At 72.6% G+C, this 24,770-nt stretch carries 20 protein-coding genes; 8 read left to right on the top strand and 12 right to left on the bottom strand.

Annotated elements, in window-relative coordinates:
- Positions 1 to 230: 230 nt before the first annotated feature.
- A complete protein-coding gene (locus tag B1H19_RS32790; protein WP_083108521.1) occupies positions 231 to 2,201 on the top strand; it encodes a sialidase family protein in 1,971 nt (656 codons plus the stop codon).
- Positions 2,202 to 2,213: 12 nt separating this feature from the next.
- Here B1H19_RS32790 and B1H19_RS32785 read toward each other — a convergent pair whose 3' ends face one another.
- The gene (locus tag B1H19_RS32785; RefSeq protein ID WP_083108520.1) at positions 2,214 to 3,332 is read right to left on the bottom strand and encodes a bile acid:sodium symporter family protein; all 1,119 of its coding nucleotides are present in this window, start codon (positions 3,330 to 3,332) and stop codon (positions 2,214 to 2,216) included.
- 229 nt (positions 3,333 to 3,561) lie between these two features.
- Between B1H19_RS32785 and B1H19_RS32780 the strand changes: the two genes are divergently transcribed.
- The 4 genes from B1H19_RS32780 (at position 3,562) to B1H19_RS32765 (ending at position 8,468) form a co-directional block, all read left to right on the top strand.
- Positions 3,562 to 4,425, top strand: a complete 864-nt coding sequence (locus B1H19_RS32780) for a LysR family transcriptional regulator (RefSeq protein ID WP_083108519.1) — start codon at positions 3,562 to 3,564, stop codon at positions 4,423 to 4,425.
- 234 nt (positions 4,426 to 4,659) lie between these two features.
- Positions 4,660 to 6,486 carry an AMP-dependent synthetase/ligase gene (locus B1H19_RS32775; protein WP_083108518.1) on the top strand — a complete coding sequence of 609 codons (1,827 nt, stop codon included), beginning with the start codon at positions 4,660 to 4,662 and terminating at the stop codon, positions 6,484 to 6,486.
- Between the two features lie 188 nt (positions 6,487 to 6,674).
- On the top strand, positions 6,675 to 7,508 hold the full coding sequence (locus B1H19_RS32770; RefSeq protein ID WP_083108517.1) for an aldo/keto reductase: 834 nt from the start codon (positions 6,675 to 6,677) through the stop codon (positions 7,506 to 7,508).
- Positions 7,509 to 7,670: 162 nt separating this feature from the next.
- Positions 7,671 to 8,468: a VOC family protein gene (locus B1H19_RS32765; protein WP_083108516.1), complete on the top strand. Its 798-nt coding sequence runs from the start codon at positions 7,671 to 7,673 to the stop codon at positions 8,466 to 8,468.
- Between the two features lie 43 nt (positions 8,469 to 8,511).
- On the opposite strand, the gene B1H19_RS32760 is transcribed toward B1H19_RS32765, so the two are convergent.
- The 3 genes from B1H19_RS32760 to B1H19_RS32750 form a co-directional block, all read right to left on the bottom strand.
- A complete protein-coding gene (locus B1H19_RS32760) occupies positions 8,512 to 10,218 on the bottom strand; it encodes a hypothetical protein (RefSeq protein ID WP_083108515.1) in 1,707 nt (568 codons plus the stop codon).
- A 3-nt stretch (positions 10,219 to 10,221) separates the two neighbouring features.
- Complete coding sequence (locus tag B1H19_RS32755; protein WP_083108514.1) at positions 10,222 to 12,297, bottom strand: tetratricopeptide repeat protein; 2,076 nt, start codon at positions 12,295 to 12,297, stop codon at positions 10,222 to 10,224.
- Between the two features lie 131 nt (positions 12,298 to 12,428).
- A complete protein-coding gene (locus tag B1H19_RS32750; protein ID WP_083108513.1) occupies positions 12,429 to 13,409 on the bottom strand; it encodes a class I SAM-dependent methyltransferase in 981 nt (326 codons plus the stop codon).
- A gap of 100 nt (positions 13,410 to 13,509) precedes the next feature.
- On the opposite strand from B1H19_RS32750, the gene B1H19_RS32745 reads away from it, so the two are divergent.
- A complete protein-coding gene (locus tag B1H19_RS32745) occupies positions 13,510 to 14,670 on the top strand; it encodes a DUF1266 domain-containing protein (protein ID WP_237289635.1) in 1,161 nt (386 codons plus the stop codon).
- A gap of 197 nt (positions 14,671 to 14,867) precedes the next feature.
- Positions 14,868 to 15,797, top strand: coding sequence for a YihY/virulence factor BrkB family protein (locus B1H19_RS32740; RefSeq protein WP_083108511.1), 930 nt, complete (start codon positions 14,868 to 14,870; stop codon positions 15,795 to 15,797).
- Between the two features lie 36 nt (positions 15,798 to 15,833).
- Here the strand turns inward: B1H19_RS32740 and B1H19_RS32735 are convergent, their stop codons facing one another.
- Positions 15,834 to 16,145: a 4a-hydroxytetrahydrobiopterin dehydratase gene (locus B1H19_RS32735; protein ID WP_083108510.1), complete on the bottom strand. Its 312-nt coding sequence runs from the start codon at positions 16,143 to 16,145 to the stop codon at positions 15,834 to 15,836.
- A gap of 157 nt (positions 16,146 to 16,302) precedes the next feature.
- Here B1H19_RS32735 and B1H19_RS32730 point away from each other — a divergent pair, with 157 nt between their 5' ends.
- On the top strand, positions 16,303 to 17,127 hold the full coding sequence (locus B1H19_RS32730; protein ID WP_083108509.1) for a helix-turn-helix domain-containing protein: 825 nt from the start codon (positions 16,303 to 16,305) through the stop codon (positions 17,125 to 17,127).
- A 54-nt stretch (positions 17,128 to 17,181) separates the two neighbouring features.
- Here the strand turns inward: B1H19_RS32730 and B1H19_RS32725 are convergent, their stop codons facing one another.
- The 7 genes from B1H19_RS32725 to B1H19_RS32695 form a co-directional block, all read right to left on the bottom strand.
- Complete coding sequence (locus B1H19_RS32725; RefSeq protein ID WP_083108508.1) at positions 17,182 to 17,580, bottom strand: nuclear transport factor 2 family protein; 399 nt, start codon at positions 17,578 to 17,580, stop codon at positions 17,182 to 17,184.
- Between the two features lie 148 nt (positions 17,581 to 17,728).
- Positions 17,729 to 18,241 carry a class I SAM-dependent methyltransferase gene (locus tag B1H19_RS32720; protein WP_257789469.1) on the bottom strand — a complete coding sequence of 171 codons (513 nt, stop codon included), beginning with the start codon at positions 18,239 to 18,241 and terminating at the stop codon, positions 17,729 to 17,731.
- Between the two features lie 113 nt (positions 18,242 to 18,354).
- Entirely contained in the window at positions 18,355 to 18,846 is a 492-nt protein-coding gene (locus B1H19_RS32715; protein WP_335755948.1) for a hypothetical protein, read from the bottom strand.
- Positions 18,847 to 18,928: 82 nt separating this feature from the next.
- Positions 18,929 to 20,230 (bottom strand): erythromycin esterase family protein, encoded by a 1,302-nt coding sequence (locus B1H19_RS32710; protein WP_083108506.1) that lies wholly within the window; start codon positions 20,228 to 20,230, stop codon positions 18,929 to 18,931.
- A gap of 143 nt (positions 20,231 to 20,373) precedes the next feature.
- Positions 20,374 to 21,771, bottom strand: a complete 1,398-nt coding sequence (locus B1H19_RS32705; protein ID WP_083108505.1) for an amino acid permease — start codon at positions 21,769 to 21,771, stop codon at positions 20,374 to 20,376.
- A 277-nt stretch (positions 21,772 to 22,048) separates the two neighbouring features.
- A complete protein-coding gene (locus tag B1H19_RS32700) occupies positions 22,049 to 23,278 on the bottom strand; it encodes an MBL fold metallo-hydrolase (RefSeq protein WP_083108504.1) in 1,230 nt (409 codons plus the stop codon).
- 127 nt (positions 23,279 to 23,405) lie between these two features.
- Positions 23,406 to 24,608, bottom strand: coding sequence for an aminotransferase class I/II-fold pyridoxal phosphate-dependent enzyme (locus B1H19_RS32695; RefSeq protein WP_083108503.1), 1,203 nt, complete (start codon positions 24,606 to 24,608; stop codon positions 23,406 to 23,408).
- Between the last annotated feature and the right edge of the window lie 162 nt (positions 24,609 to 24,770).

The following is a 24,770-nucleotide window of genomic DNA, read 5'->3' as shown; positions in this document are numbered from 1 at the left end:
CGGTGCGTCGGCTCCTGCTCGGGCCCCGCCCCGCAGAGCCATTCACCATGCCCGGCACTCACGGCGCAACTTCTGCGGGCCGGGCGGGTGAATTATAGGCCTTACGGGTCGAACTGACGCAGGCTCCTTGTCGCGGTCCGCACGCGGCAGTAGCTTCCGTCGCGGATGCACATAGGACGTTGGATGTCCTGATGACCCGTCGCCGAACCCTCGAAAGGGCAGGCCGGACCATGACGTCAGTTCTCCGCGCACACCCCAGTCCCCGCAGCAGACCACGGCGGCGCCGCGCCGCTGCCGGTCTCGCCGCGCTCGCCGCCCTCGTCCTCGCCGTCCTCCCCACCACGCCCGCCCACGCCGCGCCGGAAGCCGACGCCGTCGCCGCCGCCCCGCCCCCCGCGAACGGTTTCAGCCAGCAGGTCCTGTTCAAGGCCGCCCAGGAGAAGGGCTATTCCTGCTTCCGTATACCGGCGATCGTCAAGTCCACCCGCGGCACCCTGTTGGCCTTCGCCGAGGGGCGGGTGCACGACTGCGGGGACGCGGGCAATATCGACCTGGTGGTCAAGCGCTCCACCGACGGCGGGCTGACCTGGGGCCCGCTACAGATCATCAACCACGGTGACGGCAACACCCACGGCAATCCGGCCCCCCTGGTGGACCGCCGCACCGGACGCATCCTCATCGCCGAGACGTACAACAAGGGCCGCACCGACGGCCTCAGCTGCGACACCCCCTGCGACCGGACCCCGCACCTCCAGTACAGCGACGACGACGGCGCCACCTGGTCCGCGCCCCGGGATCTGACCCCCACCATCCGCCCGGCCCAGTGGAACTCCTGGTACGCCACCGGGCCCGTGCACGGCATCCAGCTCACCCGGGGCCGGCACGCGGGCCGTCTGGTCTTCGGGATCAATGCCGAGAGCTACGCCCAGCGCCGGGTCACCGAGAATCACGCCGCCCTGGTGCACAGCGACGACGGCGGGCGCACCTGGAAGGTCGGCGCGCTGGACACCTGGCCGATCGCCGCCGACGGAACCTTCCGTCAGAAGCCGTCCGAGATGACGATGCTGGAACGTTCCGACGGATCCATCTACGTCAACGGCCGCGAACAGGACGGTACGGACCTGGGGCATCGCACCGCCGCCGTCAGCCGGGACGGCGGCGACAGCTTCACCGGCCCGTTCCGCGCCCTGCCCGACCTCTACTCCCCCATGGTGCAGGGCTCGGCGCTGCGCCTGCCCCGTTCGCGTTACGCCCGCCCAGGGCACACCCGTACCCTCTTCGCCGCGCCCGCCGACCCCGACCGGCGCCGGACCATGACCATCCGCTCCTCCTGGGACGAGGGCCGCACCTGGGAGGGCGTCGACCGGGGCGCCCGGGTCACCGCCGACTGGTCCGGCTACTCCGACCTGGTCGCCCTCTCCCCCGACGTCACCGGCCTGCTCTACGAGGGCGGCAAGGTGGACGCGCGCGACGAGATCCGCTTCGTGCGCTTCACCGAGGAGTGGCTCGGGCCGCGCCGCGCCCCCGACCCCACGACCCGCGACGACGCTCCCGGCGCGCGCCCGGCGCTCGTCCTCGGCGGCGCGCGACCCACCCACGGCATCTTCGGCGGCGCGCTGTCCTTCGACGGCAAGGACGACGCCGTACGCCTCCCCTTCCGCACCTCGCTCCCCCTGGGCACCCACGACTTCACGTGCAGCTTCTTCTTCCGCTACGAGGCCACCGGCGGCGAACAGCCGATGCTGTGGATGGGCGGTGTGGGCAGCACCCAACCGCAGGTCGCGGTGAGCGCCGACCCGGCCGGCCACCGGATCACGGCACATCTGACCGCGGTCGACGGCGCCCGGCCGGCGGCCACCGCGCAGGTCGCCTCGGACGGCGCCTACAACGACGGGCGCTGGCACCATCTCGCGCTGCGCCGGATGGGCGGACGGCTGCTGCTCACCGTGGACCTCGTCCACACCACCGACGTCCCGGACGCGCCGGGCTCGGTCAGCCGCGGTTCGGTCTTCGGCGTCCATCTCGGGCAAAAGCTGGACGGCCGCGCCCAGTTCACCGGGGCGCTGGACGAGGTCCGCGTCTACCGGCGGGCGCTGAGCGATGCGGAGCTGTCCGCTCTGCGCTCCTTCGATGCGACCGCCAAGGGGCCGCTGGTGCTGCGGCTGGCGCTGGACCGGGTGGACGGCGGCCGGCGGGGCTGAGGGCGCCGCGGGTTAGCCTCGGGAGCCGCGCGCCGCAGTGGTGGTCTCCTCGGTGGGGGCCGCCGCCCCACGGTGCCGCGGCGTCCCGGCGTCGGCCGACGCCTGCGCCCGCGCCGCGTAGCGCTTGGCGAGGACCGCGCACACCATCAGCTGCATCTGGTGGAAGAGCATCAGCGGCAGCACCGCCAGCCCGGCCTGCGCGCCGAAGAGCACGCTGGCCATCGGCAGACCGGCCGCCAGGCTCTTCTTCGATCCGGCGAAGGTGATGGCGATCCGGTCCTCACGGGGGAAGCCCAGTTTGGCGGCGCCGTACGAGGTCCCGGTCAGCATCAGCGTCAGCAGGACGGCCTCCACGCCCAGCAGGCACAGCAGACGCAGCGGCGAGACCTGGTGCCAGATGCCCTGGACCATCCCGGCGCTGAAGGCGGTGTAGACGACCACCAGGATCGAACCGCGGTCCACCAGGCCAAGGACCTTCTTGTGGCGGGTGAGGAAGCCCACCCGTCGCCCACCACCACCCCACCTGACGCGCTGCGCGCGGCCCCTTCGATTCCACCAGCGGCGCAGCAGCTGGCCGGCGACGAAGGGGAGCAGCAGCTGGCAGACGATGGAGAGCAGGGCGTCGGCCGAGAAGCCGCCGCCCTCGTCGCCGTGCAGGACGAGGGCGGCCAGCAGCGGGGTGACGACGATGCCGACAAGGCTGGAGAACGAGCCGGCACAGATCGCCGCCGCGACGTTGCCGCGGGCGAGGGACGTGAAGGCGATGGACGACTGGATCGTCGACGGCACCAGGCACAGGAACAGCAGCCCGGTGTAGAGGGTGGGCGGCAGAACGGCGGGGACCAGGGCGCGGGCGGCCAGGCCGAGCACCGGGAAGGCGACGAAGGTGCAGGCCAGCACGGTGAGATGGAGCCGCCAGTGGCGCAGCCCGGCCAGCGCCTCGCGGGTGGAGAGCCGGGCGCCGTAGAGGAAGAACAGCAGCGCGACGGCCCCGGTGGAGGCGCCGTCCGCGACGGTGGCGGCCGCTCCGTGTGCGGGCAGCAGTGCCGCCAGGCCGACGGTTCCCACCAGCGCCAGGATGAATCCGTCCACGGGCAGCCAGGAGGGCAGGGCGAACACAGGGCGGCGCATGGTCTCTCTTCGGTCGTGCGGCGGGGGCGTGCGGAGGGGGGCGTGCGGCGGCGCGCGGCTGGGCGCGCGGCGGCATGGGCGGAGCCTCTCCAGGGTGCCGTCCCCGGCGGCTCATCGGGAACCCCTCTTACCGTGGTGACTGTCATGACGAAACGCGATAGCCGGGAGGATGATGGGCGTGAGGGATGAGACATGAGTGACGGGGAGCGATGACGGAGGCTGATGCACCATGTTCGACCCCACCCAGCTGCGCACCTTCCTCACCGTGGCGCAGACGCTGAGCTTCACCCAGGCCGCCGACCGCCTCGGGCTGCGCCAGTCGACCGTGAGCCAGCACGTCCGCAAGCTGGAGCAGGCCGCCGGGCGGCGGCTGTTCGTGCGGGACACCCACGGCGTGGAGCCGACCGAGGACGGCGAGGCGATGCTGGGCTTCGCGCGCACGATCCTGGAGGCGAACGAGCGGGCGGCGAGCTTCTTCGCGGGGACGCGGCTGCGCGGGCGGCTGCGGTTCGGCGCCTCGGAGGACTTCGTGCTGACCAGGATGCCGGAGGTGCTCGAAGAGTTCCGGCGTGAGCATCCCGAGGTGGATCTGGAGCTGACGGTCGAGCTGTCGGAGACGCTGCACGAGCGGCTGGCGGCCGGCCGGCTCGATCTCGTCCTGGCCAAGCGGGGGCCACAGGAGTCACACGGGCGGCTGGTGTGGCGCGACCGGCTGGTGTGGGTGGGCGCCGAGCGGCTGCGCCTCGATCCGAAGCGGCCGGTTCCGCTGGTCGTCTATCCCCCGCCCGCCGTGACCCGCGCCCGCGCGCTGGAGGCGCTGGAGGGCCAGGGCCGTGAGTGGCGTATCGCCTGCACCAGCGGAAGCCTGAACGGACTGATCGCCGCAACCCGTGCCGGACTGGGCGTTATGGCACATACCAGGGGCATGATTCCGCCAGGGCTGGTGCGGATTCCGTCGCGCGCCGGGCTCCCGGAACTGGGCGGGGTGGATTTCGTCCTCGTGCACGGTCGGCACTCCCGCGCGGCGCGAGGCCCCGCCGAGGCGCTCGCCGACGCGATCCTGGCCGGCGGCGACCGGCTGCACATGCCATAGGCACACAGTTCCCGGGCGTCGGCTGCAGAGATTTGGTGCAGAAATGGTCCCGGCATGGTGATAGTCCGGAGGCGAAGAGGCTGGATCGTGTCCATGCTTTACCTGAAGTAACCCGAATTTGCACTTGGCCATTTCCGGTACACGCTTCTGTGCGCCGTGGTACGGCCCTCCCGGACTCCGGCGCCGTGGGGTACGGTCTCGGCCCTGTGAGGAGCACCACGAAGGGCTGGGTCATTGCGCGAGTTCACCGTCCCCCCTTTGGCAACCGCACCGCAGGTCGGCGGGTTGGCGGATTCCGTCTTCGACAACGCCGATGCCGACCCCGGACGCGTCGTACTGGCCCGTAAGGACCCCGAAGACCGCTGGGAAAACGTCACCGCGGCGCAGTTCCGGGACGAGGTCCTCGCGCTGGCCAAGGGTCTGCTGGCACAGGGCGTCCGGTTCGGCGACCGGGTCGGCATCATGTCCCGTACGCGCTATGAGTGGACCCTGTTCGACTTCGCGCTGTGGTCCGTGGGCGCCCAGGTCGTACCGCTGTATCCGACGTCGTCGGCCGAGCAGGTCTTCTGGATGCTGTACAACGCCGACGTCACGGCCTGCCTGGTCGAGCACGAGGACCATGCGATGACCATCGGCTCGGTCGTCGACAAGCTGCCGCGGCTGCGCCGGCTGTGGCAGCTGGACACCGACCCGGTGGCCGAGCTGACCGCGGCCGGTGCGCACATCGAGGACGAGGTCGTCCACCGGCACCGGATGGCCGTGACCCCGGACGCCACGGCGACGATCATCTACACCTCGGGCACCACGGGCCGTCCCAAGGGCTGCGTCATCACGCATGCCAATTTCATGGCCGAGTCCGACAACATCGTGCTGCGCTATGAGCAGGTCTTCAAATCCAAGGCGCGCGAGGAAGCGGCCACCCTGCTGTTTCTGCCGCTGGCGCATGTCTTCGGACGGATGGTGCAGGTCGCGGCCGTCCGCGGCCGGGTCAAGCTGGCCCACCAGCCCGAGCTGGCGGCCCGTGCGCTGCTGCCCGATCTCCAGACCTTCCGGCCGACGTTCATCCTCGCCGTGCCGTACATCTTCGAGAAGGTCTTCGCCGCGGCCCGGCGCAAGGCGGAGTCGGACGGCAAGGTCGGGGCGTTCGACAAGGCCGTCGAGATCGCCGTCCGCTACGCCGAGGCGCAGGAGAACAAGGCGTTCGGCACCGGATCGGGCCCCAGCGCCTCGCTGCGGATGCAGCACCAGATCTTCGACAAGCTGGTCTACAGCAAGGTCCGCGAGGCCATGGGCGGCCGGGTGCGGCATGCGATGTCGGGCGGCTCGGCCATGGAGCGCCGGCTCGGGCTGTTCTTCGCCGGCGCGGGAGTGATCATCTACGAGGGCTACGGCCTGACGGAGAGCACCGCGGCGGCCACCGCCAACCCGCCCGAGCGGACCCGCTTCGGCACCGTCGGCACCCCCATCCCCGGCACCACCGTGCATATCGCGGAGGACGGCGAGATCTGGCTGTACGGCGGCCAGGTCTTCCAGGGCTACCACAACGACCCGAAGGCGACCGATCTGGTGCTCAACGACGGCTGGTTCTCCACCGGCGACCTGGGCGCCGTGGACGAGGACGGCTATCTGACGATCACCGGCCGCAAGAAGGAGGTCCTGGTCACCTCCGGCGGCAAGACGGTCTCACCGGTGCCGCTGGAGGAGCGGGTCCGGGCGCATCCGCTGGTCGCCCAGTGCATCGTCGTCGGGAACGACCGGCCGTTCATCGCCGCCCTGGTGACGCTGGACCCCGAGGCCGTCACCCACTGGCTGGCCATGCGCGGCAAGCCGGAGATGCCGCCCGGCGACCTGGTGCGCGACCCGGACCTGGAGACCGAGATCCGGCGCGCCGTGGTCGCCGCCAACACGCTGGTCTCGCAGGCCGAGTCGATCCGTACGTTCCGGATACTGGCCAACCAGTTCAGCGAACAGGACGGGCTGCTGACCCCGTCGCTGAAGCTGAAGCGGAAGGTCATCGAGACGGCGTACTCGGCCGAGGTGGACGCGCTCTACCGGGCGTGAGGGCCGTTCTCGGGGGTCGTTCTCGGGGGTCGTCCTCAGGTGGCCCACCTCAGGGGCACCGGGCCGGGCGCGGCGGCGGGCCGTTGCGGCGATTCACCCGTTTCGTTCGCGGTGGCGGGAATGTGTGACGGTGGTTGATCGTTGACCTTGTCGGATACATCGTCGCACCACGTTAGGACCCAACCCCCGTGAGCAAGGTTCCGTCCATCACGCTCAACAACGGCACCGCGATGCCCCAACTGGGTTTCGGCGTCTGGCAGGTCCCGGACGACGAGGCGTTCGCCACCGTGGGCCACGCCCTGGAGGCGGGCTACCGCAGCATCGACACCGCCGCGGTCTACGGCAACGAGGAAGGCACGGGGAAGGCCCTCGCCGCCTCCGGCATCGCCCGTGACGAGCTCTTCGTCACCACAAAGCTGTGGAACTCCGATCAGGGCTACGACTCCGCCCTGCGCGCCTTCGACGCCTCTCTGGAGAAGCTGGGCCTGGAGTATGTCGATCTCTATCTGATCCACTGGCCGCTGCCCGCCAAGGACGTCTACGTCGACACCTACCGGGCCCTGGAGCGGATCGCCGAGGACGGCCGCGCCAAGGCCATCGGCGTCTCCAATTTCCAGCCCGCCCACCTGGAGCGGCTGCTGGGCGAGACCTCCGTCGTCCCGGCGGTCAACCAGATCGAGCTGCACCCGCAGTTCCAGCAGGCCGCATCGCGCGCCGTGCACGCGCGGCACGGCATCGTGACCGAGGCCTGGTCGCCGCTGGGCCAGGGCCGCGGCCTGCTGGCGGACCCGACGCTCGGTGCGATCGCCGCCAAGCACGGCAGGACCGCCGCCCAGGTGGTGCTGCGCTGGCACCTCCAGCTCGGCAATGTCGTCATCCCCAAGTCCGTGACGCCGTCCCGGATCCGGGAGAACATCGATGTCTTCGGCTTCGAGCTGGACGACGCCGACCTGAAGGCCATCGCCGGTCTCGACGCCGGCAACCGCCTCGGCCCGGACCCGGCCACGTTCGACATGGCCTGAGGAGCCGGGGCAACCCGCGGTGAGCCGGGTCCGCCGTCCCGTAGCGGGCGGCGGACCCGGCTCCCGAGTGGCGGGCCGCCCGGGTGACAGGAAGGGTGGAGTGAGCGGGTGCTCCCTGCGCGCACCGGCAGGGGCACGTACACGCCCTCCCAGGAGGCAACGATGCCTGAAGTCACCGCTCCCTACGCGCCCGGCACCCCCTGCTGGGTCGATCTCGCGGCGCCCGACCAGCAAGCCGCCATCGATTTCTACTCGGGCCTGTTCGGCTGGACCGGGCAGATCGGGCCACCGGAGACCGGCGGTTACGCCGTGTGCGAGCTCAAGGGCAAGCCGGTGGCCGGGATCATGGCCGCGGTTGCCATGGGCGGCCAGCCCGCGCCGCCCACGGTGTGGACCACCTATCTCACGTCGGCCGATGCGGACGCCACCCAGCGGGCGGTCGAGGCGGCGAACGGCCAGGTGCTGATGCCCGTCATGGATGTGATGACCATCGGCCGGATGTGCATCGCCGCCGACCCCACCGGAGCCGCGTTCGGCGTCTGGCAGCCGGTCGACTTCCCCGGCGCGGGCATCGTCAACGAGCCCGGCGCCGTCATCTGGAACGAGCTCAACACCACCGACACGGAGGCCGCGGCCGCCTTCTACGACTCGGTCCTCGCCCTCCGGGCCGCCCCCATGGAAATGGAAGGCGCCGAGGGCTACTTCTCCCTGAGCGTCGGGGGGCGCCCGGTGGGCGGTATGCAGCCGATGCCCGAAGGGGTCCCCGCGGGCACCCCCTCCCACTGGCTGACGTACTTCTCCGTGACGGACACCGATGCGACGGTCACGCAGCTCAAGGCGGCCGGCGGATCGGTGTTCAAGGAGCCGTTCGACATGGTCGCCGGACGGATGGCCGTGGTGGCCGATCCGCAGGGCGCACCCTTCGCCGTCATCAATCCCAAGCCGATGGACGGGAGTTGAACCGGTGAACGGGAGTTGAGCGGCCCGGGGGTCATGGCCGTAGTCACGGCGGTGCGGTGAAGGACACCTTCAGCGCACGGGACCCGGTGCGGACCACCAGTCCCCGCTCCGTCAGCTCCTCCGCCGTACGCGCCGCATCCAGCCAGACGTTCACCGCCGCCCCGAGCAGCAGCGGATCCAGCCGGGGCCGCGGCTCGCCCCATGGCTGCGGGGCGTGCGCCTCCAGCAGGATGCCGCCGCGCCGCAGCAGGAGCAGCGCGCGGTCGTCGTCGAGGGCGGCGACGGCCACGTCCAGGCCGGCGGAAGAGTCCTGGATGTGGTGGTGGAGCCAGTCGGCGGGGGCCGGTTCGGCGTCGAGGACCGTACGGGCGAGCACCGCGGCGGTGGCCTGCCACACCGAGTAGACCTCCAGGTCGGTCACCGCGAGGAAGCCGCGCGGCTCCTCGATGGGGCGGCGGGCGGCGACCGGCCAGCGGCGCAGGGCCACGGAACCGTCGGGCAGTACCTCGCCCGCCACCTCGTAGGTGGTGGGCCCCGGCGTCCGTTCGGGACGGGGCGCGGGAACGGGGTCGGGCTCGGGCGGGTCCGTCGGCAGGGGGATGTTGCGGCGCGCGAAGAACGGATACATCGCCTCCTGATGGCGCCGTCCGGCCGTGCCGCGTACCCCCACCTGGCGGTCGAAGATCTCCTGCAGGGACTCGGGGGCGTGCTTCTCGGCGGCCGTCAGCAGCTGGTCGAGCAGATCGCCGTCGGGGTCCAGCCGCTCGGCGCTGCGGCCGAAGTCGGCCGTCGGCGAGGCCGGGTCCAGCTCGTCGAGACCGGTGGCGGCCAGCAGCAGGACGCGCTCCAGCCCGGCGGCGTAGAAGGTGGTGCTGCCGTGATCGCCCACCACCCAGTCGCTGGCGATCAGCGCGGCCCGCCAGCCCTCCTCCGGCGGCAGGACGAGCAGCCCGGCGTCCATCTCCCTGCGCAGCCGGGCGAAGACGCGCTGGCGGCTGTGGCGGATCCAGACGTTGGGGTGCAGCACGAGCGCGACCGCGAACTCGTCCGCGGGCAGCGCCGTGACCAGCTTCAACGGCAGGTCGGGATGCCTGCCCAGCAGGGAATGCTCGCTCCAGGTGCTGTTGATGACGACCAGCCGGCGGCCGGCGCCGACGCCCATGCCCGCCCGGTACAGATCCCGTCGGCCGAGGCTGTCGGTGATGCGCTCCCAGCAGTAGTCCCCGATGAGCTGGGCCCTGGGGACGGCCCGGGGGCAGGTCTGGCGCAGGCGGCCGATCTGGTCGGCGTGCGAGACCCCGATCACGGCGGGCAGCACCCGTCCCCAGCGGGTCAGTTCGCGCCGCGAGAGCCCCGCGGGCACGCCGGGCTCGCCCGTGGACTCGACGACCAGGCGGTTGTATCCGGCGCCGTGCGGCATCACCATCAGCGGCGCGTCCAGCCGCCGCATGGACGGATGCACCGCGCAGGCCACCGCCAGATCGAAGGACCGCCGCGTCGCCTCCCGCCAGCTGAGCAGCCGCCCGCCGCGGCCCGTGAAGTACTCCGCCAGCCCGTCGGCGAAGGCCGATCCGGGATTGATGGTGTACGAGACGCCGATGCCGTCCTGCGGGGGCAGCAGCCGCATCACGTCCAGCAGCCGGGTGGCCGAGGTGAGGGTGCGGGCGACGCCGAGGACCTGGGCCTCCTCCGCCACGGTGTTCCAGCGCGGCCGCCGGCGCCGGGCGCGGCGAAGGGACGGCACGGGCATGGATCAGGCCGCCGTCTCGCCGATGCCGCCGCGCCGGCGCAGCTCCTGGACGCTGCCCCGCACCGCCCGCTGGACCTGCGCGTTGTGTATCCCCTCGCCGAGCTCCTGCGCGAGGTCCAGCGCCTGTTCGAGCTTGGCCCACTGCTGGAGCTGGTGCGCGAGGCGTACCGCATCGTTGACGGCCGCCATCGCGGCCTCCTCGCGCCCGAGGGCGCGCAGGGCCCGGCCGCGGACGATGCCGAGGCGCAGCCGCATGGAGTCGTCGCCCTCGGCCTCGGCGGTGGCCAGCGCCCCGGACAGCAGGTCCAGCGCCTCCTGGGGGCGGCCGGCGGCCAGGACCGCCTGGGCGAGGTTGTAGGTCTGGACGACGATGCCGTGGGTGTCGCCCTCGTTGGCGCGCAGGGCCCGTTCGAAGAGCGCGATAGCTTCGTCGGGTCGGTCCACGGCGAGCCGTAGCAGGCCGTGCGTCTCCCATATGACGCCGTGCAGCCGGGCCTCGGTGACCGTGCCCAGCAGGGCTTCGCCGCGGTCCAGTTCGGCTTCGGCGGCGGCGTACTCGCCCAACGAGTAGTGGGCGCGGGCCAGTTGGTTGTGCATCCGGACCTGGGCGTCGGGGCGGCCGACGGCCTGGGCGGCCGCGATGCCGAGCCGGTGGGACTCGATCCAGTCCGCGTAGTGCGGGCGGTTGTGGTAGAGCGCCCAGAGCGATTCGCACAGCCGCCAGACGGCATCGTGCCATTCCTCGTCGGCCGCGGTGCGCAGCACGGCCAGGAGGTTGGCCCGCTCGGCGTCGAGCCATTCCAGGGCCTCGGCCTTGGTGGTGAACAGCCTCCGCGCCGGCTCCTCGGGGGCCTCCTGGAGGCGCAGGCGCGGCCCCAGGACCAGATGGTCGGCGAGCGCCGCCATGGTCACGTAGAAGTCGGTGACCCGGCGTCGCACGGCGCGCAGGGCCTGTGGCGGTGCGCTCTCGATACGGGCGCGGGCGTGCGCCGCCACGACGTCGTGCAGCCGGAACCGCTCCGGCTCCGCCGCGTCGACCGCCATGTGGGCGGTGCGCAGATCGCGCAGTCCGTCCTCGAACCGCGCCACCCCGGCGGCTTCGGCGACGGCCGCGGTGAAGGTCGTACCGGGAAAGCGGCCCAGGAAGTCGTACAGGGCCCGGGTGTGCGGGGCGAAGGTGTCGGTGACCGCGTCGAACACGGCGGCCGCCGCCTCGCGTACGCCCGGTCCCGGCCGTTCCTCGGACAGCTCGCGGACCACCGCGTCCAGGCTCTGGTGGGGGCGCTCCATGAGCCATTCGCACGCCGCCCGCAGGGCCAGCGGCAGCCCGCCGCAGACCTCGACGAGCCGCTGGGCGGCGCCCGCGTCCTGGGTGGACTCCCGCCAGCGCCGGACCAGTTGGAGGCCGGCGGCGGTTTCGAGCGGGTCCACGACGACCGAGACGGCGCCGTCCAGCTCCAGGGAGGTCAGCCGGGTGCGGCCGAGGACCACGACCAGGCCGCGGCTGGGCAGCAGCGGGCGGACCTCGGCGGCATGCCGGGCGTTGTCGATGACCACCAGCAGCGGGCGCGCGGCCGTGACCGTGCGGAAGCGCTTCGAGCGGTCGGCCAGCCCGGCGGGAATGTAGCGCTCGTCGACGTCCAGATCGCGCAGGAAGGTGCCGATGACGGCGCCGACATCGACGCCGCCGTCGCGGCGCACCTCGGCGAGATCGACGTAGAGCTGGCCGTCGGGGAAGGCGTCGGCGAACTCGCGCCAGACCCACTGGGAGACCAGTTCCGTCTTGCCGACGCCGCCCAGGCCCGTGATCACGATGATGCCGGGCGGGCCGCCCTGCCCGGAGGACTCGGCCGCGGCGCGCAGGCTCGCGAATTCCTGTGTGCGGTTGACGAACCCGCCTCTGGGGAGCGGGACTTGGCGCGGCGCCTCCGGCTCGGGCGGAGCCGGGACGCTGAGGGTGAGGGAGTTGAGGGTCTCGATCAGCTGGGCCTGGACGACGGAGCCGTGGACCACCGCCTCCCCCGACAGGACATTGCGCACGCTCTTCCCGGCGTTGCCGCCGTCCGTCCGGTCGTCCACCCGATCTCCCTTCCCCGCACTTCCCAACGCCGCACGGACGCGGGAGGTTCCCCGCTTCGGCCGTCCAGCGTAGGCGGCCGCGATCGGCCGTGCCCGGGATCCGGAGGAAGTCGGTCCGCGGGCCCCGACCGCTACTGGGCGCGCGCCGTGTGCACCGTCTGGGCGGCCAGCAGGAAGGCGTCCGGGCGGCGGGCGAACCCGGCCGCGTCATGTGGGTCGGTGAGGCGGGCGAGGGTGGTGAGATCGTCCTCGTCCAGCCGCTCGCCGTACGCCTCCAGGATGCGGGTGAGGGTGGCGACGACGTACTCGCGGGCGGGGGTGGGCAGCGGGGCCGGCAGGTCGAGGAGGAAGCTGCGGGTGCACGGGGTGCGCAGACCGGCGTCGGCCAGGAAGGCGGGCCAGTCCTCGATGGCGTCCTCGGTGTCGGGCAGCGCCGTCCGCATCCGTGTGAACCACTCCTCGGCGGCCGCGTCGAGGCGGGCGAGCAGTCCCGGGCGGCCGATGCCGATGTCGCGCGGCAGGAACCGCGGGGCCAGGCCGCCCTCGGCGATGGCGAGCAGTCCGCCGGGCCGCAGATGCCCGGCCAGGGCGGCCACCGCGGCCCGCTGGTCGCCGATGTGGTGCAGCACCTTGCTGGACCAGATGAGGTCGGCGCCGCCGAGTGCGTCCAGGCCGTCGGGGACCTCGGCGGCGTGGGTGCGTACGCGGTCGCCCAGGCCGAGGCGGACGGCGCGCTCACGGACCCGCTCCAGGAGGGCCGCGCCCGGATCCACGGCCACCACCTCGGCGCCGGGGAACGCCTGCGCCAGGACGCAGGCGGCGACGCCGGGCCCGCTGCCGACGTCGAGCACCCGGCGCACCGCGTCCGGGCCGGGTCCGCCGTCCGCGGCGAGCAGGGTGCGCAGCCAGTCCACCGCCTGCTCGTAGACGGGCAGGTGCACCTCGGCGCCGTTTTCGAGGACCGGTCCGAGCACCTCCCAGTCCAGGTCGGTGGCGTCCCGGCCGTGGCGGTGGCCGTGACCGTGGCCGGAGTGGTGGTTCCCGGACGCGGCGGGGCCGTGGCCGGAGGGGAGGTGGTCGGCGCCGGTGGCGGAATGATCGTGACGGGTCATGTGGTCGAGCCTCCGTGACGGATCGTTCGTGGGCAACCTTCGTTGCCGGTTCGGCAACCCCGCCGCCCTCCGGGGCGCCGGCCCACCGTAGGGTCGGCCCGTGGCTACCCCCGGATGGATGCCGCCGACCGAAACGGAGCGGCGGCTGTGCGAAGCAACGGCACGCGGCGACTGGAACGGACAGATCGCGGCGATCGCCGGCGAGGACCTCTATCTGGCGGCGCCGCAGCAGGGTCAGGACCCGCTGCCGGTCTACGACGATCCCGCGACCGGCGGTAAGTGCCTTCCCGTCCTGACGCGCGGCATGCTGCCGCCCTGGCAGCCCCAGCAGCTCTTCGACCGGGTCACCCTCGATGAGCTGGCGCAGGACTGGCCCCACGACCAGTGGCGGCTGGCCGTCAATCCCGCCACCCCTGCCGCCGTCTATCTGGCCGCGACCCCCACGCACCGCGCCTCCTGGAGGGGGATGCGCACCTATTACGGCGTACGCCCCGGCGGACTGCTCACCACGCACTACGGCGGTCCGCTGACCGGTCCGCTCGCGCAGGGGCTGGCCTGCGGCGCCCCCCTCGCGGTGCACCACAGCGTCCCGTGGAACGAACTCGGCACGCTCTTCCTCGACCCCGCCACGGATGCCCAGACGCTGCGCGAACAGTGGTCGGTGACCGACCCGGCGACCTGGCAGCAGCGCCTGGCCCAGCTGCTCGCCGGGCAGTTCGTCCCGGCACCGGCGGAGGCGGCACTGCGGCGGCGGGCCGCTACGGACGGGGGCGCGGCGAACGCCGACGGCCAACCGGCCGCCCCGAAGGAGACGGGAAGCAGCGCAGACGCGGCCCAGGCCGATGCGCAACAGACGGGAAGCACCGCGGGTCCGGCCCAGTCCGCCGCGCAGGAGGCGGAACTCCCCGAACTCGTCACCCGCTACGAGGACCGCTTCCGTACGGACGGGCTGCTGCCGCCCGACGGCCGCGTGGTCTCCGCCCTCGCCCTGGACCTCGTCCACGCCGTCAACCTCGTCCGCTGGGGCCTGAGCGCCCGGCTGTGCGCCCCGCAGCAGGCCGAGCAGGCGGTCCTGGAGGCCGGGGCGCGGGCCAGGCAGGGATACGGCTCCTGGGAGGAGTTCGCCGCGGGCTATGCGCTGGGCCGGCTGCTCGCCTACGACCAGGGCTGGTTCGGACCGCAGTACGCCGAGACGCTGCACCTCCACCGCACCCTCATCCAGGACCCGGCGTCGCCGTGGCGGGCGCTGCCGTTCGCCTGACGCAAGTGCCCGCGGGGCCGCACCGGGAGCTCCGCTCCGTACCGACGGACGGGACGGTCCGGCGGTCATTTGGGGCGCGGCCGTGCCGTCGGGGATGATGCAGGCCGAGGAACGGACCGGCAGAAGGGGCAAATACGACATGTGCGGGAGCGCCGGGCGCCGCGCGCCCACACGGACCGCGACAACGGGAGACCGCCATGGGCGCTGACTCCGCTCCGCCCTTCACCGCCACACCCGCCGCCGAACCGGAGCCGGCCCGTACGGCGGCGCCGACCTGGTCCCAGTACCGCACCGCGCTGCGCCGTACGCCGGTGGCCGTCTGGCGCGACGATGTGACGGACTGGGCGGCCAGCCTGACGTACTACTCGGTGCTGGCACTGCTCCCGTCGGTCATCGTCACCGTCTCGCTGATCGGCCTCGCCGAACCCTCCGCCACCGTGCAGCTGATCAACCAGATCAGCGCCCTCGCCCCGGCCGGCTCCGGGGCGGCCGTGCACCATGCGCTGGTGGTCATGGCCCATCAGCGCACCGCCGCCTGGGTCGTGGTCGGCGGTGCGCTGGTCAGTGCGCTGTGGTCCTCGTGCAGCTATCTCGCGGTGTTCCGCCGCGCGCTGCACGCGATGCACCGCACGAAGGACGACCGGCCTCCGTGGCGCAAGGCGCCGCGCATCCTCGCCAACGCCCTGCTGCTGATGGCGCTGCTGATCAGCAGCGCGGTGGTGCTGCTGGTGAGCGGCCCGATCGCGCGTGCCATCGGCCGCTGGCTGGGGATGGGCGAGGGGGGCGAGGCGACCTGGAACCTCCTGAAGTGGCCGCTGCTGTTGCTGCTCGCCGCCGTGCTGGCGATGGTGCTGTTCCGCTCCGGGCCGCCGACGTCACGCGGCGTACGGCGCGCCGCACCCGGCGGCATGGTGGCGGTCCTGCTGTGGCTGGTGTCCTCCGGAGGCTTCTCCGCCTACGTGTCGTACGTCGGCACCTTCAACCGCCTCTACGGCTCGCTCGCGGGCCCGCTGGTCTTCCTCATCTGGCTGTGGTTCTCGCATCTTTCGCTGCTGTGCGGGGCGCAGTTCAATGCGGAGCTGGTGCGGGCGGGGCGGCGGGTGCGGGTGCCGCGGCAGCACTCCTGACCGTATGGGCCGTACGGCCGCCGGCCACGGCCCCGCTCAGCGGGCGCCGTGGCTGGGGGCGATCTCCTCGATGCGCTGTGCGAGACCGAAGTCGAGGCGGGTGATCCGGCCGCCGATGCTGTGGGTGTTCACCGCGATGCCGAGCCGGTTGTAGGTCAGGGTCAGATCGGCGTGATGGCCCAACTCCTCCTGGATCTGCGCGACATGGATGACCATCACGGCGGCCGGCAGATGCCCGTCGAAGGCGTAGCGGCGGCGCAGCAGGTCCCCGTCGACGGACCAGCCGGGCAGTTCCGCGAGGCGGTCCTCGATCTCCTTGGTGCTGAGCGGTTCCACCTGGGCGCTCATGATGCTCGTCCCTTCGCCGTTGGCACTGCTGTGGCACGCCCAGAGTGGCACGGTGCGGCGGCATGCGCGCCCTGGTTCGGGGAGCGCATACGGGTGGTGTGTGCGAGTGGTGCGGGCGGGGCAGGCCGTCCACCGCGGGTCGGCTACCGTCCCTCCCATGACGACTGCCGTGGCACTGGCGCCGGAAACGACGGGGGAGACGACGGGCGTGGGGGCGTTGTTGCGCACATGGCGCGACCGCCGCAAGATCAGCCAGCTGGAGCTGGCCCTGCGCGCCGACTCCTCCGCCCGGCACATCAGCTTCATCGAGACCGGCCGCTCCCGCCCCAGCCAGGAGATGGTCCTGCGCCTGGCCGAACACCTCGACATCCCCGTACGCGAGCGCAACGCCCTGCTGATCGCGGCGGGTTACGCCCCCGCCTTCCCCGAGACACCGATGGACGACCCCTCGATGGCGGCCCTGCGCTCCGGCATGGAACGGCTGCTGACGGGCTACGAGCCGTTCCCCGCGCTGGTGGTGGACGGGACGTACCACGTCCAGGCGGCGAACCGGGGAATCACCATGCTGCTGGAGGGCGTCGACCCGGACCTGCTGCGGCCGCCGCTGAACGCGATGCGGATCACCCTCCATCCGGGCGGGCTGGCGCCCCGTATCCGCAATTTCCTGGAGTGGCGCGGCCATCTTTTCGCCCAGATGGAACGGCAGTTGGCGGTGCTGCGGTCCGCGCCGCTGCGGGAACTGTACGAGGAGGTACGGGCCTATCCGCTGCCCGAGGGCGGGCGGGAGGCGGCGTCCTTCGGCGACCATCCGCCCTTCGCCCTGCCGATGGTGATCGAGCACGACGGACAGGTGCTCTCCTTCATCTCGACCATCGCCACCTTCAACACCCCGATGGATGTGACCGTCTCCGAACTGGCCGTGGAGACCTTCCTCCCCGCCGATCCGGAAACGGTCGCCTACCTGCGGAAACAGGAAGCGTAGCGGCACCCCTGGGGCCGCGGCCGGTGGGGTTTGGGCCGCCGCGGCCCGTCGGGTTTACGCCGCCGCGGCCGGCACCCGGTCCAGGAACCCGCTCACCGACCGGATCCGCCCGTCCCCGTCCAGCCGCACCACATCGAATCCGGCCACCGGCGCCGTCCCGTCCGCCTCACTGACCAGCTCCCATCCGAACCGCACCAGATCGTGGTGCCCGTCCGCCTCCCCCAGCGCCCGGAACATCATCCCGGGAAACTGTGCCCGCGCCGCGGTGATCAGAGCCACCAGCCCCGCGTGCCCCGCGACATCGGCCAGCGGGTCCGTATAGACCGCATCCTCGGTGAACGCAGCCGCGACCGCCTCCTCCAGCGCACCCTCCCCCGTGGCATTCCAGGCCGCGAGGTAACGGGTAACGGCGGCGGCGTATCCATCGTGCTGCGTGGGCTGAGTGGTGGTCATCGTGTGCTCCTTCGAAACATCGGCCATCAGCTACGGGACACCGGCCCACGGACCGGAGTGCGCCGGCCCGTGACCCGATGCCCTCACTCTGGCGGGCGGCGGAGCGGGGGTCGATTACGTCGGAGGTAAGGGCGGCGGGGGCGGTCGGTCAGCGCCGACGAGCACGGAAGTGCAGCCAGTCACGGTGTGTTGACCGGCGAGAGTGACCGACGACGCGAAAGCCTGCCTCGCCCAGCTGGGCGGCAAACGGATCGGCCTGGTGCAAGACGTACCAGCGTCGGCAACTCGACTCGTAGGAGACGGTCTCCCAGAGCTCGCCGTCGCCTTCGGCCAGACTCGTGATCAACTCGCCCCCGGTGCGCAGCACTCGCGCGAACTCGCCGAGCACGACCGGGACGTCGGACCTTGGGATGTGCAGCAGCGCGGCAGCGCACCACACGGCATCCAGCGAACCCGTTGCCATCGGTAGTGCACGCATGTCGGCCTGAACGACACCGGGCGTGCCCTGCGAGGAGAGCATCCCCCAGGAGAGATCCAAGCCGGTGACGCGGAAGCCGCATTCCCGCAGCAGCCGCGTGTGATGGCCGGGGCCGCAGCCGATGTCCGCAACGCGAGCTCCGCGCGGAAGCACCCCCGACAGGTAATCAAGCTCAGCGGTGATCCACTTGGCCGGTCCGGCCCACCGCTCCGCGTACTCGGTCTGTGACGGGTAGCCGAGTATGTGCGTGGAACGGCTTGAGGAACGCTGTGCGGGATCCCATCGGCCGGACGACGTCAGTCGGCCACGCCGAGGTCCTCGCGCATGATCCGGCGCAGGGCAGCCAGTGCGGGTTCTGCGGCCTTCAGGTCGATGAGTGCCTGATCCGCACTCTCCCGTTCCCGAGCCAGACCCCGATCAATGCGCTTGGCAGTGGCGTCGATCGCGGCCAGGACGACATTCAACTCGCGAGACGCCCGGAGTACCGCTTCGGGGACGATCATCTGAGCTTCGGCATAGCGATCCCGGTAGTCCCGCCGCGCCTCCTCGACCTGGGCGCGGTCGTCGTCGGTGTAGACACCGTCGCGCATGCGATGGAGGGCGTCCTTCAGCATGGTGTGGAAGTGGCGGGAGGCGCGGTTCATGGCACTGTACGCAGCGCGTCGCTCCTCGAAGACCCGTCTTCCCTCCTCGGCCTGCCTCTCTTCTGCCCGTTGGCGCTTCGTCGTCCACGTGGTGATCACAGGCGCCAGGAGGGTGCCGAGTACGCCGACAACGGCAGTGACCATGGCGGCAGTCGTAGCACCCATGCGCGCGACCCTAGCGGCCGGCAGGCGGGTCCACACGAGGCAGGTAGGGGAGCGCGCCGCTTCACCCCTCGTGCGCGTCCGCGCCGAGGGTGGTGTGCGGCACGCTGACCACCGCGTCGTAGGCGTCCAGGGCCGCCACGGGCAGGAAGCCGTCGTCCATGCGGATCTGCTTCGGCTCGGGGAGTCCGTGCCGTCGGGCGTGCTCGCGTAGCGGGTGGGTGGGCAGCAGGGCCGGCGCCTCCGGGACGCCCGTGAACAGGGCCTCCACGCTGTCGGGGGTCGGCTCGGGGGCGTCGGCCGGGGACTGGCGCATCCCGGCGGGGTGCGCCGGATCCGGAACGTTCGTCACGGTGCGGCCGCCGCCACTGGTCAGCGCGACGGACACATAGTCGGCCCCGAGTTCCTGGGCGAGGGGATGCCCCATGGGCACACGGGCGAGCGGGCCGCCTTCGGGGTTGGCGGTGCGCTGGATATGGGCGTTGTGCGCCGCGACCACGACGCGGGTGCCGGGCGCGGACCGGTCGAGCACGCCCAGCAGGCTGTCGGCCAGATAGCGGTCGCGGGCGGCGAGGTCGGCGGCGTCCGGTGCGCCGCCGAACAGTTCGGACATCGCGCGCTGCATCTGGTCGGTGCGCCAGGCCGCCCAGACGTCCGAGAGCGCGTTCTCGTAGGCCTGGCGCCCGCCGTTTTCGACGTAGATCTCGCGCATGACCGTGACCCGGTTGAGCAGTCGGCCGAGCGCGGCCGAGAGCCGGTCCTGGACCGCGGCATCGAGGCGGAGGCGGGCGTGGGCGGGGACCAGGCCCGAGCCGCCCGCAAGCGGCTCCGACAGTTCCAGGGCGGTGCGGACGTAGCGCACCGCACCCGGGTCGACATCGGCCAGATACCTGGCCACCGGCTCCAGGGCGGGCGCCAGCGATCCGCCGCCCGCCGGGACGTCGAGTCCGGCGAGTTGGACCGGCTGCGCAGCCGTGGCGTTGTGTGCGCGCAACCACCGCAAGGTGTCGCGGCCCTCGGCGGACTGCCCCGGATAGCCGTCGGCGCGAGGCATGAGCAGCGCATCGAGGTCGCCTCCCCCGCCCCGCACCCAGGCATCGACGGCCCGGCCGGAGGCGGCCCCGAACTCCAGGGCGTAGACGGTGAATCCGCACTCCTGGACCAGAAAGCGCAGCATCCTGTCGCGCAGCAGCCCGAACTCACGTATCTGGTGGGAGTTTTCACCGAGCGAGACCACCCGCGCGTCGCCGACAAGTCGACGCAGCTCCTCCAGATCGTCGAAGGGGGCTTCGCGACCGGGAGCGGCGAGGCGGACTGCGTGGTGGGCGGTCCATTCCGGCAGGGTGAGCGGTTTCGTGGGGGTCATGATCGCGACCCTAACAACCGGCCCCGGGCGGGTTCCTGGAAGTCCTCCGGCCGTTCGCCGTCGGAGCTCGGGAGCGAGGTACGGACCGGGCCGGCCGTGTCCTCGTACGCGGGGAGGGCGCGGGGAGGGCGCCGCACGCCGTCCTACCGCGCGTCGGCCGCGGCGGTCTCCGTGGCGCCGGCCGCCCCGCCGGCCGTACGGTCACCCGCCCCCGTTGCCGGATCCGTCTCACTCTCCGGCTCCGCCTCCCGCGTGCGCCCGGCGCGTCGGGCCGCCATCACCGCGTACACCAGGATGCCGGCGAACAGGAACAGCACGCCCTGGTAGATCGCGGCGTATCCGGCGCCCGCCACCAGCCAGAAGGTGAAGCCGAACGCCACCAGGGCGAGGGTCAGATCGCGGACGAAGCGGGCGGGGCAGACCTTGTCGCGGCGTCCGGACAGCAGGAAGTAGATCTGGGCGCCGGCCGCCAGGAGATACGGCACGGTCGCCGAGAAGGTGGTGATCAGGACCAGGATCTCGAAGACCCCGCCGGCGCCGCTCAGGTAGTTGATCACGGTCAGGGCGCTGGCCAGCAGCACGGCGGCGAGCACGCCGACGGTCGGGACGCCGCGCCGCTTGGTCAGGAAGGGCGCGGGGAAGAGGCCGTCCTTGGCGGCGGCGTACGGGGACTGGGCGCTCATCAGGGTCCAGCCGTTGAGGGCGCCGATGATCGAGATCACGGCCGCGGCGGCGACGACCGTGCCGCCCCAGTGGCCGCCGAACATCGCATCGACGGCGTCCGAGAACGGCGCCGTGGAGTGCACCAGCTTGGTGTGGGCGACGGTGCCGAAGACGGCGAGGGTGCCCAGGAGGTAGACGACGGCGGCGCCGACGGTGCCCAGCACGGTGGCCCGGCCGACGTTGCGTTCCGGATCGCGGACCTCGCCCGCGCTCATCGCCGCGGACTCCACGCCGACATAGCTGTAGAGCAGGATCGCGGCCGCCGCGGACATCCCGCCGAACGCGCTGCCACCGCCCTCGTGGAACCGGCCCAGGTTGTGCGGGTCGAAGAAGAACAGTCCGACGACGGCGATGAAGAGGAGGGGGATGAACTTCAGAACGGTGGAGATCAGCTGGACCGCGCCCACATAGCGGGTGCCCGCGAAGTTGGCCAGCGCCGGCAGCCACAGCGCGGCGAGCGCGACGAGGAGGTCGTTGCCGGGCGACGCGTGCCCGGGGAGGAGGACATGGACATAGCCGACGGCGGCGACCGCGAGCGCCGCGTTGCTGACCCAGGTCATGGTCCAGTACGACCAGGCGGACAGGAACCCGGCGAAGTCGCCGAACGCCTCACGGGCGTAGACATAGGGCCCGCCGGTGTCCGGGTGGCGCTGCGCCAGCCGACCGAAGACCAGGGCGAGGGCGACCGCTCCGACGGTCAGGACACCGAAGGCGAGCAGGCTGACGGTGCCGAAGGGGGCGACCGAGGCCGGGAGGAGGAAGATGCCGCCGCCGATGATGTTGCCCATCACCAGGGCGGTGGCGGTCATCAAGTTCATCCGGAACGGACGCTTTGACTGAGCGTGCAGGTCAGAGGCGGTTGGGGTGGCCTCTGCGGCAGGATCGCGGTGCATGGTGTGTGACGCGTCTCTCATCGTGCTGACTCGCCGGGGTGCCGGCTGAGCCTATGGTCACCGGGCGCGGACAGCGCTCAAAATCGCCGGGGATCATCCTGTCCGGACGACCTGTGGGGCGAAAATCTTCTGCCGTTGCCGCTGATGGCAGAACGCTGGGCGGAGTCGGCTGACGACGCATCCGCCGCCCGCCCTCCCCCGCTCACCTCTCCCCGAGCACCCGTGACGCACCCACCGCCAGGTCCCACAGGTCCTCGCGGGGGCGGCCGGTGGCGGTCCAGGCGGTGCGGACGCGGTGGAGGGGTTCCATCGGGCGTTCGGCGGAGAGCAGGAACGTGGACCAGTGCATCGGGACCAGTACCCGGGCGCCCAGATCCTGGCAGGCACGTACGGCCTCCTCCGGGTCGGTGTGTACGGGGCGCAGGATCCAGCGTGGGTCGTAGGCGCCGATGGGCAGCAGGGCGACGTCGATGCCGGGGTAGCGGCGGGCGATCTCCTCGAACCAGTGGCCGTAGCCGGTGTCCCCCGCGAAGTGCAGCCGCCGCCCGTCGGGCGCGGTGAGCATCCAGCCGCCCCAGAGGGTGCGGCAGGTGTCGAAGAGGGTGCGCTTGCTCCAGTGGTGGGCGGGGACGAAGTCGAAGCGGACGGTGCCGCCGGGTGCGGGCAGTTCGACGGCCTCCCACCAGTCGAGGTCGGTGACGTGGGTGAAGCCGCGGCGGCGGGCCCAGGGGGCGAGGCCGGCGGGGAGCAGCAGCGGGGTGTGGCGCGGCAGCCGCTTGAGGGTCGGGGCGTCCAGGTGGTCGTAGTGGTTGTGGCTGATCACGACGGCGTCGACGGGCGGCAGGTCCTCCCAGCGGACGCCCACGGGAGTGACCCGGGGCGGGGTGCCGAGGATCTTGCGGGACCAGACCGGGTCGGTCAGGACGGTCAGGCCGCCGATCCGGATCACCCAGCTGGCGTGCCCGGCCCAGGTCAGGGCGAGGGTGGTCGGTCCGGCCTGGGGCATCGGGCCCGGTTCGAAGGGGAGTTCCTGGATTTCCCGGAGCGATTCGGGGACCGGGCGCAGTTTGCCCTCCCGGGCGATCCGGGCCAGCGCACGGACGCCGGGCAGCGGCGCGGTCAGCCGGTCCGTGAAGTCCCGCGGCCAGGTACGCGGTTCCCCCAGGGGCCGGGGTTCGGTGAGCGGCGGCGGGGTGGGGTGGGGGCGGACGGGGGCGGTGCGGGGAAGGGCGCGGGGCAGGTCGGTGGATGGGGTGGGCGCCTCGGCGGAGGGTGCGGGAGACTCGGGGGGCGGCACGGTCGGGGAGGGCGGTGCCGCGGACGGCGCGGACGGGGCAGGCGTCTCCGCAGGCGGCGCGGTGCGCGCGGGCGGGGCCGGCGGCTGGGCGGAGGCGCGGGCTTCGGCGACCGAGCGCTCGGTCTGTTCGGTCATCGAGGGCTCCATTCGGGGGACGCACGGGGAACGCACGAGGCGCGGGACACGGGACGCGGGGCACGGGGCGCGGATACGGGCGCGGGGAACGCATCGGGGCGGCTGGGGCGACGGGTACCGGGCCGGCTCAGCCCTCCCCCGTGGCCGTCAGCGCGGCCAGCTTCTGCGAGAGGGAGGTCAACGCATCGGCTACGTAAGGGAGTTGGAGGGGATCTGCCTCCGTCAGGGCCCGCCCGCGCAGCTCCACGTCGTCGCCGAGCAGCCCCTCGGAACCCAGCCGCACCCGCAGCGCCCCCGGATCGTCCCCGAAGCGATGTCCGCCGCGCGCCGCCCAGCGGCCCAACTCCCGTTCCAGTGCGGCGGATTCACTGACCCCGTGAGCGGCAAGGGCGCGGTGCAGCGGCTCCAGGTCGGCGTAGACATGGCTGCCGGAGTGCGGCGGACGGCACAGCGCACCGGCGTCGGTCAGGGTGCGGTGCAGCGCGGTGGCGAGCGTCCCGTACAGCCGGGCGGCGGTGGCGGTCCGGGTGCGTACGGCCTCGGGCTCGCCGAGCGCATGGGCGACGGCGCAGGTCAGCGGGCCGGGCAGCGGTATGTCCAGCGCGGCCAGCGCATCGAGCGCCGCGACGCGCAGGGCGGCGCCGCGGTCGGTGTCCGGGAAGCGCGCGATGGCCGCGGGCCAGGACGCGGGGACGAGCGCGGCCCGAAGATCGGCCAGCACCACGACCTCGTCGGGCAGCATCTCGGCGGGGCTGAGCACCACCGTGTCATGCGGATCGTGCAGCAGATCGCGGTACGACTCGTCGCTGATCACCCACAGCCCCTCCCCCGCCGCCGCCTCGCACACCTCGTGCACCTGCTCGGGCACCGGGCAGGTGCCGGTGGGGTCGTCGGCGACGGACAGCACCAGGACGCGCGGCTCGGCGCCGTGTATCCGGGCCCGCCGGACGGTCTCCAGCAGCGCGAACGGATCGGGCACACCGCCCGATTCGGCCGGTACGGGCGCGCGGTGCACCGGGTGCCCGAGCATCCGGGCGGGCGGTGCGTACCACGGCGAGCAGGGCCGCGGCAGCACCACGGCCCCGCCGGCCGCGGCGTACAGCGCCAGGAGCAGGGCGGGCGCGCCCGGCGCGGCGAGCGTATGGCCGGGGTCGGTGTCCAGGCCGCGGCGGGCGAAGTAGCCGCCGGCGGCGGTGCGCAGCGACCGGGAGCCGCCGGGCGGTTCCGCCTCGTCCCGGCCGGCCGCGGCCGCGAGATGCGCGGCGAGCTCCGGGAGCACCGGAAGGCCCACCGGCGGGTCCGGGGCCGGACCCGGGGCGGCGAGCTGCATCCGAACCTCCACCCTCCGCGACGGCAGGCGATCGTGGGCCCATCACATGATTGACGGCTCCGACCACCTTGGCAGATGGCACGGGTGGTGGCCGGGCCGACACGTCAGCGGCAGGTCGGAGGGGCCGGGCGGCGGGGCGGGGTGCGGCCGTATGGGGCACCG

The sequence above is a fragment of the Streptomyces gilvosporeus genome (assembly GCF_002082195.1).
Lineage (GTDB): Bacteria > Actinomycetota > Actinomycetes > Streptomycetales > Streptomycetaceae > Streptomyces > Streptomyces gilvosporeus.
The sequence above is the reverse complement of the archived record's forward strand: the minus strand, read 5'-3'. Positions and strand labels throughout refer to the sequence as shown.